This window comes from Pseudomonas sp. PA-6-3C (assembly GCF_021605825.1).
Taxonomy (GTDB): domain Bacteria; phylum Pseudomonadota; class Gammaproteobacteria; order Pseudomonadales; family Pseudomonadaceae; genus Aquipseudomonas; species Aquipseudomonas edaphica.
This window is the reverse complement of sequence record NZ_WKDV01000005.1, coordinates 70,265-88,480: the sequence shown is the minus strand read 5'-3', so window position 1 is coordinate 88,480 and position 18,216 is coordinate 70,265. Positions and strand designations below refer to the sequence as shown.

The window sequence follows — 18,216 nt, the reverse complement described above, 5'->3', positions numbered from 1 at the left end:
CCATGCTTTCCAACCCTAATATCGATCTGGTTTCGCGCTTTCTTCGCCTGCCTCTGGAACAGCGTCAACAGTTCTACCAACGCCTGCAAAGCCGTGGCATGAGTTTCGCGCAACTGCCGATCGCCTCGATTCGCGAGGACGGCCAGCACGCACCGCTGTCTTATGCCCAGGAGCGCCAGTGGTTTCTCTGGCAACTGGACCCGGACAGCGCGGCCTATCACGTCCCCGGCGCCTTGCGCCTGAGCGGGCGCCTGGACAAGGCCGCGCTGCAGCGCAGCTTCGACACGCTGGTGACACGCCATGAAAGCCTGCGCACCCGTTTGCACCTGGAGGGCGAGCAGCGTGCCCAGCAAGTATTGGCCCAGGCTGTGATCGAGATCGCTGAACACTCAGCCGACGAGGCCGGGCTAAAAGCAAGCGTCGAAGCTGAAATCGCCCGACCTTTCGATTTGCAGCAAGGTCCGTTATTGCGGGTCAGCTTGTTCGGCCTAAGCGAAGAAGAGCATGTGCTGGTGCTGGTTCAGCACCATATCGTCTCTGACGGTTGGTCGATGGGCGTGATGGTGCAAGAGCTGATGCAGCTTTATGCCGCCTACAGCCAGGGCCAGGCGTGCACGTTGGCACCGCTGCCGATCCAGTATGCCGATTACGCGTTGTGGCAACGCCGCTGGATGGAGGCGGGGGAGAAGGCCCGTCAACTGGATTACTGGCGTGAGCTGCTCAGTGGCACGCAGCCGGTGCTGGAACTGTCGCTCGATCACCCGCGCCCGGCACAGCAGAGTTTCCTTGGCGCACGCCAGGACATTGCCCTGGAACCCGCCCTGGTCGCCGGTCTCAAGGCCTTGGCTCAGCGCGAAGGGGTGACGCTATTCATGCTGCTGTTGGCGTCGTTTCAGGTATTTCTGTATCGCTACAGCGGGCAGTCGGACATTCGCGTCGGCGTGCCGATCGCCAATCGCAACCGCGTCGAGACCGAATCGCTGATCGGCTTTTTCGTCAACACGCAGGTGCTCAAGGCCGATCTCGACGGCCAGATGACCTTCGCCCAGCTGCTGCAACACACCAAGCGCCGCGCGTTGGAAGCCCAGGCCCATCAGGATTTGCCCTTCGAGCAACTGGTCGAAGCGCTGCAACCCGAACGCAGCCTTAGCCATAACCCGCTGTTTCAGGTGATGTTCAATCACCAGGCCAAGACCCCATCCGCAGAGCAGCAACTGCCGGGCCTGCGTGTGGCCAGCCTCGAACTGGAAACCCAAAGCGCCCAGTTTGACCTGAGCCTGGATACCCAGGAAACCGGCGACGGCCTCTGGGCCTCCCTGACCTATGCCACCGACTTGTTCAACACGGCGACCGCCTCGCGCATGCTGGGCCATTGGCTGAACCTGTTGCGCGCCGCCGTGGCCAACCCTGCAATGGCCTTGCAGGACCTGGCGACGCTGGACGCCACGGAGCGCCAACAACTCCTCTACCAGTGGAATGCCACCGAGCGCGCCTACCCGCAAGGCCAGTGGGTGCATCAGTTGATTGAAGCGCAGGTGCTGGCGCAACAGGATGCACCGGCATTGCGTTTTGGTGACGTTTCGCTGAGTTACGCTGAACTGAACCGCCGCGCCAATCGCCTGGCCCATCGTTTGATCGAGGCCGGCGTTGGCCCGGATGCGCTGGTGGGGCTGGCGGTGGAGCGCTCCATCGAGATGGTGGTGGGGCTATTGGCGGTGCTCAAGGCCGGTGGCGCGTATGTGCCGCTGGACCCGGAATACCCGCGTGAGCGCCTGGCCTACATGCTTGAAGACAGCGGCGTGAAGCTGCTGCTGACTCAGGCGCATTTGCTCGAACAGTTGCCGATCCCACAAGGATTGGAAACCCTGGTGCTGGGTGAGACCGGCTTCGACAGCTACAGCGCCGCAAACCCGGATATCGCGCTGGACGGCGAAAACCTCGCCTACGTGATCTACACCTCCGGTTCCACCGGCCAACCCAAAGGCGCCGGCAACCGCCATTCGGCGCTGCTCAATCGCCTGCAATGGATGCAGCAAGCCTATGGCCTGGGCGCCAGCGACAGCGTGCTGCAAAAGACCCCGTTCAGCTTCGACGTGTCGGTGTGGGAGTTCTTCTGGCCACTGATAACCGGCGCGCGCCTGGTCGTTGCAGCACCGGGCGATCACCGTGATCCGGCCCGGTTGGTCAGCCTGATCACTGCCGAACAGATCACCACGCTGCACTTTGTACCCTCGATGTTGCAGGCGTTCCTGCAAGACCCGGCGGTTTCGACCTGCCACAGCGTGCAGCGCATCGTGTGCAGCGGCGAGGCGCTGCCGGTGGATGCGCAACAGCAAGTCATGGCCAAACTGCCGCAAGCCGGGCTCTATAACCTCTACGGTCCAACCGAAGCCGCCATCGACGTGACCCACTGGACCTGTGTCGATGAAGGGCGTGACGCCGTGCCGATTGGTCGCCCGATTGCCAATCTGGGCTGCTACATCCTCGACAGCCATTTCGAACCGGTACCGATTGGCGTGCTGGGCGAGCTTTACCTGGGCGGTCTCGGCCTGGCCCGTGGTTATCACCGACGTCCGGCATTGACCGCCGAGCGTTTTATCGCCCATCCCTTTGTCAGCGGTGAGCGTCTGTACCGCAGCGGCGACCTGGCGCGGTATCGCGCAGACGGCGTGATTGAATATGCCGGGCGTGCCGATCATCAGGTCAAGTTGCGTGGCCTACGTATCGAATTGGGCGAAATCGAAGCGCGTTTACTGGAACACGATTACGTCCGCGAAGCGGCCGTGTTGGCACCGGACAGTCAATACCTGGTGGGCTACCTGGTGCTGCAAAACGCAGCGGATGATTGGCGCGATGTGCTCGGCGCTCATCTTGCCGAAACACTGCCGGATTACATGGTGCCCGCACAATGGATGCTGCTGGAGCAGATGCCGCTGAGCCCCAACGGCAAGCTTGACCGCAAGGCGCTGCCAAAGCCCGAAGCCACGCAGCAATATGAAGCCCCGCAAAGCGCGCTGGAGCAGCAGATCGCCGCCATCTGGGCCGACGTGCTGGGCATCGAGCAGGTGGGGTTGAATGACAATTTCTTTGAGCGCGGCGGTGACTCGATCATCTCGATTCAGGTGGTCAGTCGCGCACGTGCCGCCGGTATTCATTTCACCGCCAAGGCGTTGTTCCAGCATCAAACCGTGCGCAGCCTCGCGCGGGTGGCGCAGTTGCAAACCGCGCGGGTGATCGACCAAGGTTCGGTGCAGGGTGAGACGCCGTTGCTGCCGTTCCAGCAGTTGTTCTTCGAGATGCAGCTGCCGGACCCGCATCACTGGAACCAGTCCTTCTTGCTGACGCCACGCCAAGCGCTTCAGGGCGATCGTCTGGAAGCCGCGTTGCAGGGCCAGATTGCTCACCACGATGTGCTGCGTTTGCGCTTCAGCCAGCACCTTGAGGGTTGGCAAGCCGAGCATGCTGCGGCTGGCACACAGGTACTGTGGCAAGCCAAGGTGGCAGATGCCAGCGAGTTGACCGCGCTCTGCGAAAAAGCCCAGCGCAGCCTCGACCTGCAACAGGGGCCATTGCTGCGTGCGGTACTGGTCGAGCTGGCAGACGGTTCCCAGCGCCTGTTGCTGGTGATGCACCACTTGGTGGTGGACGGCGTGTCCTGGCGGGTGTTCCTTGAAGACCTGCAAGCGCTGTATCGCGACCAAAAATTGCCGGCCAAGACCTCTTCATTCAAAGCCTGGGCCGGGCGCTTGCAAGCCCACGCCCGTAGCGCTGCGATGGCGTCCGAGCAAGCCTTTTGGCTGCAACAGCTGCAAGGTGCGGCCACCGACTTGCCGTGCCGTGACCCGCAAGGCGCGCGTCCCGGGCGACTGGCTGAGACTGTGGTCAGCCAACTGGATGCCGAACGCACCCGGCAATTGCTGCAACAGGCGCCGACGGCCTACCGCACTCAGATCAACGACCTGCTGCTCACGGCCCTGGCTCGGGTGATCTGCCAGTGGACGGGTCACGCCTCGAGCCTGATCCAGCTGGAGGGCCATGGCCGTGAAGACCTGTTTGACGACATTGACCTGACGCGCACCCTGGGCTGGTTCACCAGCCTGTTTCCGGTGCGCCTGACCCCCGACGTGTCCCTGGCGGTTTCGATCAAACAGATCAAGGAGCAATTGCGCAGCGTGCCGCATAAAGGCTTGGGTTTTGGCGCTTTGCGTTACCTGGGCGATGACGCCACACGTGAGGCGTTCAGTGCTTTGCCAGCGCCGCGCATCACCTTCAACTACCTGGGCCAGGTTGACGGCAGTTTCGACCAACCGGACACCCTGTTCGCGCCCGCCGCAGAAAGTGCCGGTGCCGAACAAAGCCCGGATGCGCCGCTGGGTAACTGGCTGACGCTCAACGGCCAAGTCTATGGCGGCGAACTGCAACTGGGCTGGACGTTCAGCCCGCTGATGTTCGACCCCGCGGTGATCGAAACGCTGAGCGCGGCTTACACCCGCGAACTCAACGCGCTGATAGAACATTGCTGCACGCCCGGCAATGGCGGTGTGACCGCCTCGGATTTCCCGTTATCGCGCTTGAACCAATCGCAGCTGGAGTCGTTGCCGCTGGCGTTCGATGCCGTAGAAGACATCTACACCTTGTCGCCCATGCAGCAGGGCATGCTCTTTCACACCCTCTATGAGCAGACGGCGGGCGACTACATCAACCAGATTCGCGTGACGGCGCAAGGCCTGGATGTGGCGCGCTTCCAGCACGCCTGGGATGCCACGGTGCAGGCCCATGATGTGCTGCGCAGCGGGTTCTTCTGGGAAGGCCAGCTGGAATGGCCATGCCAGGTGGTATACCGCGAAGCGCGGCTGCCGATTCAGGTTCTGGACTGGCGCGCCATGCCGGAGCGCGAACTGGAACTGCACAACCTGCAACAGGCCCAGCGCCGCCAGGGTTTTGACCTGGCCAAGGCGCCACTGGTGCGGCTGGTACTGGTGCGCACCGATGAGCAGTGCTACGAGTTGATCTACACCAGCCATCACATCCTGATGGACGGCTGGAGCAATTCGCGGCTGTTCGGCGAAGTGCTGCAACGCTATGCCGCTGTGGCAGTGCCGGAAGCGGCCGGGCGCTATCGCGATTACATCGGTTGGCTGCAACAGCGTGATGCCGCTGCGACCGAAGCCTTCTGGCGTGAGCAATTGAGTGCATTGCAAACCCCGACACGGCTGGGCAGCAGTCAACCGATGGCGGTGCAAGGGCATGGCGAGTATCAACTGGCGCTTGATCGCACACTCACGACTCAACTTGAGTCGTTCGCCCGAAGCCACAAAGTCACGCTCAATACTTTGATCCAGGCGGCGTGGCTGATTCTGTTGCAGCGTCACAGCGGCCAGGCGGTAGTGGCCTTCGGTGCTACCGTGGCCGGTCGCCCGGCGGAGCTTGCGGGCGTTGAGCAGCAGATCGGTCTGTTCATCAACACCTTGCCGGTGATCTGCGCGGTCGAGGGGCAGGTGTCAGTGGCCGACTGGTTGCAAGCCGTGCAGGCGCAAAACCTGGCCTTGCGTGAGCATGAACACACTGGCCTGTATGACATTCAGCGCTGGGCCGGGCAGGGCGGTGAAGCCTTGTTCGACAATATCCTGGTGTTCGAAAACTACCCGGTGTCCAAAGCCCTGGCGCAAAGCGGCGGCAGCGGCATTCGGTTTGGCGAGCCCCATGCCCATGAACAAACCAACTTCCCGCTGACGGTGCTGGTGGATCTGGGCGAAACGCTGTCGGTGCAGTTCAGCTTTGCCCGCGCGCATTTCCACGAAAATACGGTGCAAGGTTACGGCCGGCATCTGGTCAACCTGCTGCAAGCGATGCTTGAGGGCGGGCAGCAACGCCTGGGTGAGCTGGCGATGCTCGACGCCACTGAGCGCCAGCAGGTGATTGAGGACTGGAACGCCACATCCCGCGATTACCCGTTGCAGCAAACGGTGCATCAACTGATTGAAGCGCAGGTTGCGCTCACGCCAGAGGCACCGGCACTGGTGTTTGGCGAGCAGCGCTTGAATTACGCCGAGCTCAACCGCCGCGCCAATCGCCTGGCCCATCGTCTGATCGAGGCGGGCGTGGGGCCGGACACGCTGGTGGGGCTGGCGGTGGAGCGCTCCATCGAGATGGTGATCGGCCTGCTGGCGGTGCTCAAGGCTGGTGGCGCATACGTGCCGCTGGACCCGGAGTATCCGCGTGAGCGCCTGGCCTACATGCTTGAAGACAGTGGCGTGAAGCTGCTGCTCACTCAGGCGCATCTACTCGGTCAGTTGCCGATTCCACACGGCCTGGAAACGCTGGTACTTGGCGAGACTGGATTCGAAGACTTTAGCGCAGATAATCCGGATATTGCTCTGGACGGCGAAAACCTCGCCTACGTGATCTACACCTCCGGTTCCACCGGCCAGCCCAAAGGCGCCGGCAATCGTCATGCGGCCCTGACCAACCGCCTGCAATGGATGCAGGAAGCCTACGGCCTGGATGTCAGCGACAGCGTGCTGCAAAAGACCCCGTTCAGCTTTGATGTGTCGGTGTGGGAGTTCTTCTGGCCACTGATGACCGGCGCACGCCTGGTCGTTGCTGCGCCCGGCGATCACCGTGATCCGGCCAGGCTGGTCAGCCTGATCAATGCCGAACAGGTCACCACGCTGCACTTTGTACCCTCGATGTTGCAGGCATTCCTGCAAGACCCGACCGTCGCGACCTGCCACACCTTGCACCGCATTGTGTGCAGCGGCGAAGCGTTGCCGGTGGATGCGCAACAGCAGGTCTTCGCCAAACTACCGCAAGCCGGGTTGTATAACCTTTACGGTCCGACCGAGGCCGCCATCGACGTGACCCACTGGACCTGCATTGATGAAGGTCGCGATGCGGTGCCGATTGGTCGCCCGATTGCCAACCTGGGCTGCTACATCCTCGACGGCAACTTTGAGCCGGCGCCGGTGGGCGTGTTGGGCGAGCTGTACCTGGGCGGTGTCGGCCTGGCCCGGGGTTACCATCGCCGCCCGGCATTGACCGCCGAGCGCTTCATTGCCAACCCCTTTATCGACGGTGAGCGCCTGTATCGCACCGGCGACCTGGCGCGCTATCGCGACGACGGCGTGATCGAGTACGCCGGGCGTATCGACCATCAAGTCAAGTTGCGTGGCTTGCGTATCGAGTTGGGTGAAATCGAAGCGCGCCTGCTCGAACACGAGTGGGTGCGTGAAGCCGCGGTGCTGGCCGTCGACGGCAAATACCTGGTGGGCTACCTGGTGTTGCAAAACGCCGCCGACGACTGGCGCGACGTAGTGAGCGCGCACTTGGCCCAAAACCTGCCGGACTACATGGTGCCCGCGCTATGGATGCTGCTGGAACAGATGCCCCTGAGCCCCAACGGCAAGCTCGACCGCAAGGCGTTGCCCAAAGCCGACGCCAACCTGCAGACGCGCGAATACGTGGCGCCGGGCAGCGACCTGGAACAACAGATCGCCGCAATCTGGGCCGAAGTGCTCGACGTGCAACGGGTGGGCCTGAACGACAACTTCTTCGAGTTGGGCGGGCATTCCCTGTTGGCGACCCAAGTGGTGGTGCGCCTGCGCGAGCAGTTGCACGCCGAATTCGACGTCAAATCGATCTTCACCACCCCGACCCTGGCGGATTTCAGTGCCTATGTCGCCACCCGGCAAACAAATAATTCACCGGTGCAGGACGCATTGGCTAAATCCTTGGAGGCCCTCAAACGTCTATCAGCAGAAGATTTGGATAAATTGATTTCCTGAGGGGCGTGGCGTGCAAGCATTAATCGAGTCGGTAGGTTCACTTTCTGCGCAACAAAAGAAAGCGTTGGCGGTAATGCTCAAGCAGCAAGGCATCAACCTGTTTGAGATTGCCCCGGTTTTCAAGCGTCAGGAAGGCGAGCCGCTGCGACTCTCTTATGCCCAGGAGCGGCAGTGGTTTTTGTGGCAGTTGGAGCCGCAGAGCCCTGCCTACCATTTGCCACGTGCGTTGCGGTTGAAAGGTCGACTTGATCGATCGGCCTTGCAGCGCAGCTTTGATGCCTTGATTGCCCGTCACGAAAGTTTGCGCACCTGCCTGCATCAAGACGTCGATCAGGTATTACAGGTGGTGAAGCCTGAACTGCACCTTGAGATCGCTGAGGGTGTGGGTGATCGCACGCAACTCGAAGCTCAAGTGCAAGCCGAAGTCGCCAAACCCTTCGATCTGCAACAAGGCCCGCTGTTGCGGGTGAAGTTACTGCAGCTGGCACCGGATGAGCATGTGCTGGTGCTGGTGCTTCACCACATTGTCTCCGACGGCTGGTCGATGCAGGTCATGGTCGATGAGCTGGTGCAGTTGTACGTGGGCTACAGCCAGGGCCAGGATGTGCGTTTGCCTGAGTTGCCGGTTCAATACCCCGACTATGCCTTGTGGCAGCGCAGTTGGATGGAAGCCGGCGAAAAAGAGCGCCAGTTGGGTTATTGGGTTGAGCGGTTGGGCGGTGAGCAACCGGTATTGGAGTTGCCCCTGGATCATCCGCGCCCGCCGGTGCAAAGCTATCGCGGCGCGCGTCTGGACATGGACCTGGACGCGGTGTTGGTCAGCAGCCTCAAGGCGCTGGCTCAACGCGAAGGTGTGACGTTGTTCATGCTGTTGCTGGCGTCCTTCCAGACGCTGTTGTATCGCTACAGCGGGCAGTCGGATATCCGCGTCGGTGTGCCGATCGCCAACCGTAATCGCGCAGAAACCGAGCGCCTTATCGGCTTCTTCGTCAATACCCAGGTGTTCAAGGCTGATATCGACGGGCAGATGCCCTTTAGCCAGTTGCTGACCCAGGTCAAGCAGCGCGCACTCGAAGCCCAGAGCCATCAGGATCTGCCATTCGAGCAGCTTGTCGAGGCGCTGCAACCGGAGCGCAGCCTGAGCCATAACCCGTTGTTTCAGGTGATGTTCAACCATCAGACCGAAGCCCATAAGTTGCGGGGCGAGCTGCAATTGCCGGGCCTGGCACTTGAGGCGCTGGAGTGGGACAGTCAGAGCGCACAGTTTGACCTTAGCCTGGATACTCAAGAATCTCCGCAAGGTATCCGGGCTTCGCTGACCTACGCCACGGACCTGTTTGAAGCGCCCACTGTGCAGCGCATGGCCGAGCATTGGCAGCGTTTGCTGCGCGCTATTGTCGGGCGTGCGGACACCCGTGTGGCCCAGTTGGCCATGCTGATCGATGCAGAACAGCGTGATTTGCTGTACGCCTGGAACCAGGGTGGCCCCGTGTTCGAGGCGGCGGCAGGCGTTCACGGGTTGTTCGAGGTCCAGGTGCAGCAGCGCCCGGAGGCAGTTGCGCTGTGCCTGGACGAACACACCATCAGCTATGCCGAGTTGAATCGCCAGGCCAATCGCCTGGCACATGCGCTGATTGAGCGCGGTGTCGGCCCGGAAGTGCGGGTGGGTGTGGCAGTCGAGCGCTCGTTCGAGATGGTGGTTGGCTTGTTGGCCGTGCTTAAGGCGGGCGGCGCCTATGTGCCGCTGGACCCGCAATACCCGCGTGAACGCTTGCTGCACATGCTTGAGGACAGCGGCGTGCGTGTGGTGCTGACGCAATCCCATGTGCCGATGCCGCTGCCCGAAGGCATGGCGACGCTGGATGTGGCGGATTCGGGGCTGGCCCACTACGGCGAGAGCAACCCGCTGGTCAAGGTCGACAAACACAACCTGGCTTACGTGATCTACACCTCCGGTTCCACCGGCAAGCCCAAAGGTGTGGCCATCGATCATGCGGCGCTTACCGAGTTTTCTCGGATAGCCGCCGACTATTCGCGCCTGACCCAGAATGATCGCGTACTGCAATTCGCTACCTTGAATTTCGACGGTTTTGTCGAGCAGCTCTACCCGGCGCTGATCCATGGAGCGACGGTGGTCCTGCGCGGGCCGCAGCTGTGGGACAGCGCTCGACTGTACGACGAAATCATCGCCCAAGGCATCACGCTGGCCGACTTGCCGACCGCTTACTGGAACCTGTTCCTGCTCGATTGCCTGGCGGCGGGGCCTCGATCCTATGGCGCGCTTCGCCAGGTGCACATCGGTGGCGAAGCCATGCCACTGGACGGCCCGGCGCAGTGGGTGAAAGCCGGTCTTGGCCATGTACGCTTGCTCAATACCTATGGCCCCACAGAGGCGACCGTGGTGTCGAGTGTGCTGGACTGCTCAGCGGCTGCTGAAATCGTCGGTGCCACCGCCAGCCCGATTGGCCGTTCCTTGCCAGGGCGCGCCCTTTACGTGCTGGACCGTGACTTGAACCTGACGCCGTTGGGGGCGGTGGGCGAGTTGTACATCGGCAGCCGCTGCGGTTTGGCGCGCGCCTATTTGAACCGCGCGCTGCTCACGGCTGAGCGCTTTGTGCCGGACCCGTATGGCGAAATCGGCGAGCGCCTGTATCGCACCGGTGACCTGGCACGCTATCGCGCCGATGGCGTCATCGAGTATGTCGGGCGGGTCGATCATCAAGTCAAGATCCGCGGTTTTCGTATCGAGCTGGGTGAAATCGAGGCGCTGTTGTTGGCTCAGCCCTGCGTGCGCGAAACACTGGTGCTGGCCGTCGACAATCAATTGGTCGCCTATCTGGTTGCCGAGCAGCAAGACGCCGCAACCCTCAAGCTGACGCTGCGCGAACAACTGCCGGATTATATGGTGCCGACCCACATCATCTTCCTTGACCGCATGCCGCTGAACCCCAACGGCAAGCTGGATCGTCACGCGCTGCCCAAACCCGACGCCAACCAATCGCAGCAGGCATGGGTGGCACCGGTGACTGAGCTGGAGCAGCAGGTCGCTGCCGTATGGGCGCAAATCCTGGGTGCCGAGCGGGTAGGGTTGACCGACCACTTCTTTGAGATGGGCGGGCATTCGCTGTTGGCCATGCAGGTGGTATCACGCTTGCGTCATACGCTGGGGCGCGAAGTACCGCTCAAGCTGGTGTTCGAGCAGCCACGCCTGGAAGGATTTGCTGGCGCTTTGCACGCGCTGGAAGGTGGCCTGGGTGAGGAGGCTCCGGCACTGGTGGCGGTCGGTCGTGACCAGCCGTTGCCACTGTCCTATGCCCAGGAGCGCCAGTGGTTCCTTTGGCAACTGGCCCCGGACAGCGCCGCCTACCATATTCCCAGTGCCTTGCGCCTCAGGGGGCGCCTGGACACGGCGGCGTTGCAGCGCAGTTTCGATGAGTTGGTCGCTCGCCATGAAAGCCTGCGCACCTGCGTCGAACAGCACGCGGAGGGGGCGCGGCAAGTTATCCGTGCGCAGGTGGTGTTGCCTGTCCAGTGCGTTGACGTGCAAGAAGCTGATCTGCAAGCGCAAGTCGAAGCCGAAATCGCCCGCCCGTTCAATCTGCAACGCGGGCCGTTGCTGCGCGTGACCTTAATGCGTGTGGCGCAGGACGATCATGTGTTGGTGCTGGTGCAGCATCACATCGTTTCTGACGGTTGGTCGATGCAAGTCATGATCGACGAACTGGTGCAGCTCTATGCCGCGTTCAGCCAGGGCCAGGCTGTGCAGTTGCCGGTGATGCCGATCCAGTACGCCGACTTTGCCGTGTGGCAGCGTACGTGGATGGAGGCGGGTGAAAAGTCCCGCCAGCTGGATTACTGGCGTGACTTGCTCGGTGGCGAGCAGCCCGTGCTGGAGTTGCCATTCGACCATCAGCGCCCGGCGCAGCAAAGCCATCGTGGCGCGCGCCTGGATGTGCCGTTACCTGCCGAGCTGGCGCGAGGTCTTAAAACCCTGGCCCAGGCGCAGGGCGTGACGATGTTCATGTTACTGCTGGCCTCGTTCCAGACGTTGCTGCACCGCTACAGCGGCCAGCAAGACATTCGCGTAGGCGTGCCGATCGCCAATCGCAACCGTGTGGAAACCGAGCGTCTGATCGGCTTTTTCGTCAACACTCAGGTACTCAAGGCCGATATCGACGGGCACATGACGGTTGCCGAGTTGTTGGCCCAGGTCAAGCAGCGTGCGCTGGAGGCCCAGGCCCATCAGGACCTGCCGTTCGAGCAATTGGTCGAAGCCCTGCAACCCGAGCGTAGCCTGAGCCTGAACCCGCTGTTCCAGGTGATGTTCAACTATCAGAGTGAGGGTCACCTGGGGGCGCAAGCACTGACGGATTTGCGCATCGAAGGCCTGGAGTGGGAACGCCGTACCGCGCATTTTGATCTCGACATGGATGTGCATGAAAGTACAGAAGGGCTGTGGGCCTCGCTGGGCTATGCCACCGACCTGTTTGAAGCCGTCACCATTGAGCGGATGGCCCGCCACTGGCAGAACCTGTTGCAGGCGATGGTGGCCGATCAACAACAGAATATCGGCCAGTTGCACTTGTTGGACAGCGACGAGCAGCAGCACATCCTGCAGCTGTGGAACCAGGCCGACGCCGGTTTCCCGGCCGAGCGCCTGGTACACGAACTGTTCGCCGATCGCGCCCGGGAAAACCCGGATGCGGTGGCGGTCAAGTTCGAGGCGCAAACCCTGACTTATGGCGAGCTGGACAGCCAGGCCAACCGCCTGGCCCATGCGCTGATCGCACGTGGCGTCGGCCCGGAAGTGCGGGTGGCGATTGCCATGCCGCGCAGCGCGCAAATCATGGTGGCGTTCCTCGCGGTGATGAAAGCCGGTGGCGTGTATGTGCCGCTGGACATCGAATACCCGCGTGACCGCTTGCTGTACATGATGCAAGACAGCCGTGCGAAATTGCTGCTGAGCCACAGCAGTGCCTTGCCGCAATTGCCGCTTGCCGAGGGTCTGGACACCCTGGCCATTGACCGCACCGAAGACTGGGCCGGTTATAGCGATACCGCGCCGCAGGTCGATCTGGACGGCGACAACCTCGCCTACGTGATCTACACCTCCGGCTCCACCGGCATGCCCAAGGGCGTGGCGGTTTCCCACGGACCGTTGGTGGCGCACATCATCGCCACCGGGGAGCGTTATGAAACCGGCCCGGCCGATTGCGAACTGCATTTCATGTCCTTCGCCTTCGATGGTTCCCATGAAGGCTGGATGCACCCGCTGATCAACGGCGCCAGCGTACTGATCCGCGACGACAGCCTGTGGCTGCCGGAATACACCTACGCGCAAATGCACCGTCACCACGTGACCATGGCCGTGTTCCCGCCGGTGTACCTGCAACAGCTGGCCGAGCATGCCGAGCGCGATGGCAACCCGCCCAATGTGCGCGTGTACTGCTTCGGCGGCGATGCGGTGGCGCAGGCCAGTTACGACCTGGCGTGGCGCGCACTGAAACCGACCTACTTGTTCAACGGCTACGGCCCGACCGAAACCGTGGTCACGCCGCTGCTGTGGAAAGCCCGTCGCGGCGATCCGTGCGGCGCTGTCTATGCGCCGATCGGCACACTGTTGGGCAACCGCAGCGGCTACGTGCTGGACTCACAACTCAACCTGCAACCCATCGGCGTGGCTGGTGAGCTGTACCTCGGCGGCGAAGGCGTGGCGCGTGGTTATCTGGAGCGCCCGGCGCTTACCGCCGAACGCTTTGTGCCGGACCCGTTCGGCAAGCCCGGCAGCCGCGTTTACCGCAGCGGCGACCTGACCCGTGGCCGTGCGGACGGCGTGGTGGATTATCTGGGCCGTGTCGACCATCAGGTGAAAATTCGTGGTTTCCGTATTGAGCTGGGTGAAATCGAGGCGCGCCTGCGTGAGCAGGATGCGGTTGGTGAAACGGTCGTCGTGGCCCAGGAAAGTCCGAGCGGCAAGCAGTTGGTGGCGTACGTCGTGCCCGCTGAGCCCGTGGCCGACCCGGTCGCATTCCGCGAAGCCTTGCGTCGTGCCCTGAAAACCCGTCTGCCTGACTATATGGTGCCTGCGCACTTCATGTTCCTGGACCAGATGCCGTTGACGCCCAACGGCAAGCTCGACCGTAAGGGCTTGCCCCAGCCGGACGCGGCGCAGTCGCAAGGTGTGTGGGTTGAGCCGGTTACGCCATTGCAACAGCAGGTTGCGGCGATTTGGGCCCAAGTGCTGGGCGCTGTGCGCATTGGCCTGACGGACCACTTCTTCGAGTTGGGTGGGCACTCGTTGCTGGCCATGCAGGTGATTTCCCGTGTGCGCCAGTTACTTGAGCGTGACGTGCCACTGCGCACCTTGTTTGAGCAGCCGCAACTGCAGGGTTTTGTGCTGGCACTGGACGCCGCTGAAGAGGACTTGGCGCCGCCAATGCGGGCGATAGGGCGGGATCAGCCGTTAGTGCTGTCCTTTGCCCAGGAGCGACAGTGGTTTCTTTGGCAGCTGGACCCGCAAAGCGCCGCTTACCACATCCCGAGCATTCTGCGCCTGAGCGGCCGCCTTGATCTGCATGCCTTGCAGTGCAGCTTTGATCGCTTGGTGGCGCGACATGAAAGCTTGCGCACTCGCATCAATCAGCAGGGTGAGCGCACGGTGCAGGTGGTTTTGCCTGCCGAACCGTTGTCCATCATGCGAGGCGATGCCACTGAGCAGACACTGCAGCAGCAGGTAGAAGCCGAAATTGCCAAGCCTTTCGACCTGCAGCAAGGGCCGCTGCTGCGCGTCACCTTGTTGCGCCTGGCCGAAGATGAGCACGTGCTGGTGCTGGTGCAGCACCATATCGTTTCCGATGGCTGGTCGATGCAGGTGATAGTCGACGAACTGGTGCAGTTGTATAGCGCCTACCGCCAGGGCGAGGTCGCGCAGTTACCGGCGCTGGCGTTGCAATATGCCGATTACGCACACTGGCAACGCGAGTGGATGGCGGCGGGTGAGCGCGAGCGTCAGTTGGCGTATTGGCGCGAGCTGCTGGGCGGCGAGCAACCGGTGTTGGAGCTGCCCACCGCGCACGCGCGCCCGGCGGTGCAAAGCTATCGCGGTGCCAGCCTGGAGCTTGAGTTGCCGACGCCGCTCGCCGAAGGGCTTAACGCTTTGGCGCAGCGTGAGGGCGTGACATTGTTCATGCTGTTGTTGGCGTCTTTTCAGGGTTTGTTGTACCGCTACAGTGGCCAGCACGACATCCGTGTCGGGGTGCCGATCGCCAACCGCAACCGGGTTGAGGTCGAGCGGTTGGTCGGCTTCTTTGTCAACACGCAGGTACTCAAGGCCGACGTGGACGAGCAGATCACCGTTACCCAACTGTTGCAGCAGGCCAAACACCGCAGCCTGGATGCGCAGAGCCATCAGGACCTGCCCTTCGAGCAACTGGTCGAAGCCTTGCAACCGGAGCGCAGCCTGAGCCATAACCCGTTGTTCCAGGTGTTGTTCAACCATCAGAGCGAGGCGGGGTTGGCCACCCGCGGCCGTCAGTTGCCCGATTTGCGGGTAGAGGGCCTGGATTGGGGTAGCCAGACCGCGCAGTTCGACCTGAGCCTGGACACCCAGGCCACCGCGCAGGGTATCTGGGCCACCCTGACCTATGCGACCGACCTGTTCGAACCGGCCATGCTCACGCGCATGCTGGGGCACTGGCAAAATCTGTTGCAAGGCATGCTCGACGACCCGCAGCAGCGCGTCAGCCAGTTGCCGCTGTTGGACGGCACCGAGGAACGTAGCGCGCTGCAAGACTGGAACGCCACCGCGCGTGACTACCCGCAGCAGCCAGTGCATCAGTTGATTGAAGCGCAGGTTGAACTCACGCCGGATGCCGAGGCGCTGGTGTTTACCGGGCAGCGCTTGACGTACACCCAACTTAATCGGCGGGCCAACCGCCTGGCCCATCGCCTGATGGACGCCGGTGTCGGCCCCGATAGGTTGGTGGGGCTGGCCGTGGAGCGTTCGATAGACATGGTCGTCGGCCTGTTGGCAGTACTCAAGGCTGGTGGCGCGTATGTGCCGCTCGACCCCGAATACCCCCGCGAGCGACTCGCCTACATGCTGGAAGACAGCGGCGTGAAGTTGCTGCTGACCCAGGCGCATCTGCTCGAACAGTTGCCGATCCCGGAAGGTCTGGAAACCCTGGTGCTGGGTGAATCCGGTTTTGACGGCTACAGCGAAGCGAACCCAGGTATTGTGCTGGAGGGCGAAAACCTCGCCTATGTGATCTACACCTCCGGCTCCACCGGCCAGCCCAAAGGTGCGGGCAACCGCCATTGTGCGCTGACCAACCGCCTGTGCTGGATGCAGGAAGCCTACGGGTTGAACGCCCGTGACACGGTGCTGCAAAAGACCCCGTTCAGCTTCGACGTGTCGGTGTGGGAGTTCTTCTGGCCGCTGATGACAGGCGCACGCCTGGTAGTGGCTGCGCCGGGTGATCACCGCGACCCGGCCAGGCTGGTAGAGCTGATCAATACCGAACAGGTCACCACGCTGCACTTTGTGCCGTCGATGCTGCAGGCTTTCCTGCAAGACCCGGCCGTTGTTTCCTGCCACTCCTTGCAACGCATTGTGTGCAGCGGCGAAGCGCTGCCGGTGGATGCGCAACAGCAGGTATTGCGCAAGTTGCCGCAAGCCGCGTCGTACAACCTGTATGGCCCGACCGAAGCCGCCATCGACGTGACCCACTGGACCTGCTTCGACGAAGGGCGTGACACGGTGCCCATTGGACAGCCGATCGCCAACCTGTGCACCTATGTGCTGGACGCACAACTGCAAGCGACCGCTGTGGGTGTGGCAGGTGAGTTGTACCTGGGCGGTATCGGCTTGGCACGCGGTTATCATCGACGCCCTGGGCTCACCGCCGAACGGTTTGTTGCTTCACCGTTCGTGCCCGGAGCGCGCCTGTATCGTACCGGCGACCGCGTGCGTCAGCGTGCCGACGGGGTTATCGAATACCTTGGGCGCCTGGATCATCAGGTCAAATTGCGTGGCCTGCGCATTGAATTGGGTGAGATTGAAGCGCGTGTTCTTGAACATCCACAGGTGCAGGAAGCCTCGGTCCAGGTGGTTGATGGCAAGCACCTGGTGGGCTATCTGGTGTTGCTGGCGCCGAGCGAAACCTGGCGTGAATCCCTGGGCGCACACCTGTTGGCGCACTTGCCGGACTATATGGTGCCGGCGCAATGGGTGCTGCTGGCGCAAATGCCCCTGAGCCCGAATGGCAAGCTGGACGGCAAGGCGTTGCCCAAGCCTGATGCGCACGCGCAAGAACGCGTCTATCAGGCGCCGCAGACGCAGCTGGAGCAGCGCCTCGCGACGATTTGGGCCGAGGTCCTGGAGGTTGAACGCGTCGGGTTAAATGACAATTTCTTTGAGCTGGGTGGCCATTCGCTGTTGGTGTTGAGGCTCAAGGAGCGCATCCGCAAGGCGACCGGCACAGCGCTGTCGGTCAGCCAACTGATGCTTAACCCGACCATTGCGGGGCAGGTGGCCTGCCTGGGTGGCGAAACCCGCCACTCGCTGATCGTCAAACTCAACAGCCAGACCCAAGGCACGCCACTGTTCCTGTTCCACCCAAGCTTTGGTTCGGTGCATTGCTACAAGGCCATCGGCCTGGCACTGCGTGAACAACGGCCGGTGCTGGGGGTGATCAGTCGGGCGTTGGTCGAGGAGGGCAGTGACGTGCCCAACTGGCAATCAATGGTCGATGACTACACCGCGCAACTGCTCGATGCCGTACCCGAAGGCCCTTATCGCCTGGCCGGTTGGTCCCTGGGTGGCAACCTGGCCATGGAGGTCGCGTATGCGTTGGAACAGGCGGGGCGTGTGGTCGAGGTTGTCGGTTGGATCGATGCATCGCCGCCGCACTGGCTCAAGGCCTATTGGGACACGGCGGTGATGACCGATGACAGTGAAGTGCCGGTTAATCAGCGGCGTGTCGAGTTATTGCAGGTGATGTTTGCGCAGTCGAGCGCGTTGATTCAGGCGGCGTGGTTGCAAAGCCAGGCGCTCTCTGAAGACGAGGTGCAGCAATGGCAGGCGTTCAGCACGTGGGCCGAAGGCGCACTTGGTGAGACCTATGTGGAGGTCAAGGCCAGCTTGCTTGAGGGCGACGAAGCGCAGATCTCCTGGGAACTCGACCGTGCTCTTGGCCAGAGTCTCAAGGACGCCGACTTCAAGCCGATCCAGGCACCGATCAATTGCTGGTGGGCCGCTGCGAGCCGGGCAGGGCAGCATCGTCAGTTAATTGAGGCAAGCATGGCGCAGGTTATGGGCCGGCCGTGTATTGAGCAGTCAGTACTGATCGACTCTACCCATGATCGAATCATCGATAACGCCGCGTTCGTGCAGAGCTTTGCTGATGCGATGAAGTAACCCCCCGTGTAAAAG

General features: G+C 62.1%; 2 protein-coding genes. Both read left to right on the top strand.

Annotation, left to right across the window (positions count from 1 at the left end; all coding sequences use genetic code 11):
- Window positions 1-2 precede the first annotated feature (2 nt).
- A complete protein-coding gene (locus tag GIW48_RS05610) occupies window positions 3-7,784 on the top strand; it encodes a non-ribosomal peptide synthetase (RefSeq protein WP_329606090.1) in 7,782 nt (2,593 codons plus the stop codon).
- 10 nt (window positions 7,785-7,794) lie between these two features.
- On the top strand, window positions 7,795-18,201 hold the full coding sequence (locus GIW48_RS05605) for an amino acid adenylation domain-containing protein (protein WP_442963266.1): 10,407 nt from the start codon (window positions 7,795-7,797) through the stop codon (window positions 18,199-18,201).
- The last annotated feature ends 15 nt before the right edge of the window (window positions 18,202-18,216 follow it).

Excerpts from the sequence above, each read along its gene's own strand:
- GIW48_RS05610 (WP_329606090.1), top strand. The coding sequence starts at position 3 with ATGCTTTCCAACCCTAATATCGATCTGGTTTCGCGCTTTCTTCGCCTG.